Raw genomic sequence first — 2,758 nt, forward strand, 5'->3', positions numbered from 1 at the left:
GCCGTGGCCTTTTGGATAGCGCACTCGTTGCCATTCGATCACGCGGAATATGGTATGCGGCAAATATTCGATATGCGGACCGCTGCGGTTTCGCTTATTAATGCGTTTTTCCCATTTTTTAATATCACCGCGCATTCCATAGCGCTTACCATGTTGGCGGCCGCTATCGCTTATTTAATTTTAGGGCTGGTCTTCGTTTCTTTCCTCGGGAGACCGCTTTGTTTTTTAATATTGGCGATCTCTTTAACCAGCCTCTTCGGTGCATTCTTGTTTGTACAGGCGGGTGATTACCGGCATCACGGGTTCATTCTTATAAGCATTGTCTTTGTTCTTTGGATCGCGCAGGACTATCCGCAAGAATTGGGGCCTTTTTTAAAAAAGAAGAAAGAGGCTTTGATTTTTTGGGCTCAGCGCGCAAGAAGCGGCGCACTAATCCTCATGGCGATCTGTTTTCTATTAGGGCTCCGGAACGTTTATTTTGTTTATGAATTGGAATATCACCTCGATTTTTCCGGCGCAAAACGAATGGCTTTAGCCATCGAACAGCTGGATGAAAAAAAGCATATTTTTAGTTAAGGATATTCCGTTGTGGCGCCCCAGCGCACGGCCGTTGGGCTTTTGCCTTATCTCCCGCATGTGAAATTTTGGAATCCATGTACCGAAAGTTTTGCCCCCTATTATTACTCCGCCAAGGAACTGGCCGCTTGCGATCAGCTGCCGCCAGAAAAGGCCGTGGAAAAGACAAGGCTGTACTTTGGCGAGTTGAATAAAAAACTCTTTCTTTTCGAAAAACCTTTGCGATCAGAACAGGATCAGGATTATTTTTATCAAAAAATCTTTTCGGTGGACCGCGGGATCTTTGGATACATGTATGAAGCTTTCTATTTATACCGGCCTGTTCGAAAGGTCTCTATGGAAGATTTTTACGATAAAGCGTTGGGCCAAAAAGACACACGTGGCTTTCTTGGGAAAACCTTCCGGAAGACGTAATTTTTTTTTAAAAATATGGTGCGCAGACTTGCTAAATCGGTCTCTTTCGGGTAGGCTTCTCCGGGTTCTGAAATAAGCCAAAATATTTTTTATAAACACTTGACACGATTTCGGTTGTACCTATAATGCACGGCACCTCAAAGGAATGGGGCAGTCGAGTATTTCCTGAATTACTTCTTTAAAATTTTCCCAGTTCCTTTCTTGACGCTTTCTCTTCAAGGGAATTTTTGTCTCGAAGGGTTGTTCTTTCTCATTTTTGTGTGCGGAGCCGGAATGTAAGTTTTGCAACTGTCCTGTCGGAAGACAGGACACGGATCAAATACTCTTTTCGGAGAGTTTGATCCTGGCTCAGAACGAACGCTGGCGGCGTGGATTAGGCATGCAAGTCGAACGGAACTTCTAGCTTTTTCGGAAGTTTAGTGGCGAAAGGGTGAGTAACACGTGGGTTACCTGCCCTAGGGTTCGGGATAACCTGTCGAAAGACGGGCTAATACCGGATACGTCCTGCACTTTTCGAAGTGCAGGGGAAAGATGGGGATCCGTAAGGACCTATCACCCTTGGATGGGCCCGCGGCCTATCAGCTAGTTGGTGAGGTAATGGCTCACCAAGGCTAAGACGGGTAGCTGGTCTGAGAGGATGGTCAGCCACACTGGAACTGAGACACTGTCCAGACACCTACGGGTGGCTGCAGTCGAGAATCTTTCGCAATGGGGGAAACCCTGACGACGCGACGCCGCGTGGAGGATGAAGGCCTTCGGGTTGTAAACTCCTGTCAGCAGGGGAGAACAAGCTTTTGGTGAATAACTGAGAGCTTTGACAGTACCTGCAGAGGAAGCCACGGCTAACTCTGTGCCAGCAGCCGCGGTAATACAGAGGTGGCAAGCGTTGTTCGGATTTATTGGGCGTAAAGGGTCCGTAGGCGGCCTGAAAAGTTGGATGTGAAATCCCACAGCTTAACTGTGGAACTGCATTCAAAACTTTCAGGCTCGAGTGTGATAGGGGTAAAGGGAATTCCCGGTGTAAGGGTGAAATCTGCAGAGATCGGGAGGAACACCAGTCGCGAAGGCGCTTTACTGGATCACTACTGACGCTGAGGGACGAAAGCCAGGGGAGCAAACGGGATTAGATACCCCGGTAGTCCTGGCCGTAAACGATGGACACTAGGTGTTGGGGGGGTTAAACCCTTCGGTGCCAAAGCTCACGCATTAAGTGTCCCGCCTGGGGAGTACGGTCGCAAGGCTGAAACTCAAAGGAATTGACGGGGACCCGCACAAACGGTGGAGCATGTGGTTCAATACGACGATACGCGTGGAACCTTACCCAGACTTGACATGTACTGGAAAGCCCTATGAAAGTAGGGCCCCCTCGCAAGAGGTCGGTACACAGGTGTTGCATGGCTGTCGTCAGCTCGTGTCGTGAGATGTTGGGTTAAGTCCCGCAACGAGCGCAACCCCTATCCTTAGTTGCCAACACTGTCTTCGGACAGTGCGCACTCTAAGGAGACCGCCGCTGATAAAGCGGAGGAAGGTGGGGATGACGTCAAGTCAGTACGGCCCTTACGTCTGGGGCTACACACGTGCTACAATGGTCGGTACAAAAGGTCGCGATGCCGCGAGGCGGAGCCAATCCCTAAAGCCGACCCCAGTTCAGATTGCAGGCTGCAACTCGCCTGCATGAAGCCGGAATCGTTAGTAACCCTGTATCAGCCACGATAGGGTGAATACGTTCCCGGGTCTTGTACACACCGCCCGTCAAGTCACCGAAGTT

Annotated in this window: 2 protein-coding genes and 1 rRNA gene; all 3 read left to right on the forward strand. The window is 49.6% G+C overall.

What is annotated here, in order from left to right; all coding sequences use genetic code 11:
- Window positions 1–576, forward strand: a 576-nt coding sequence (locus PHU49_16750; GenBank protein ID MDD5245660.1) for a hypothetical protein, incomplete at its 5' end; no start/stop codon positions are given.
- A gap of 12 nt (window positions 577–588) precedes the next feature.
- The gene (locus PHU49_16755) at window positions 589–990 is read left to right on the forward strand and encodes a hypothetical protein (GenBank protein ID MDD5245661.1); all 402 of its coding nucleotides are present in this window, start codon (window positions 589–591) and stop codon (window positions 988–990) included.
- A gap of 325 nt (window positions 991–1,315) precedes the next feature.
- Window positions 1,316–2,758: ribosomal RNA gene (locus PHU49_16760) — 16S ribosomal RNA — on the forward strand; the annotation flags it as partial.

The organism is Syntrophorhabdaceae bacterium, assembly GCA_028713955.1.
Taxonomy (GTDB): domain Bacteria; phylum Desulfobacterota; class Syntrophorhabdia; order Syntrophorhabdales; family Syntrophorhabdaceae; genus UBA5609.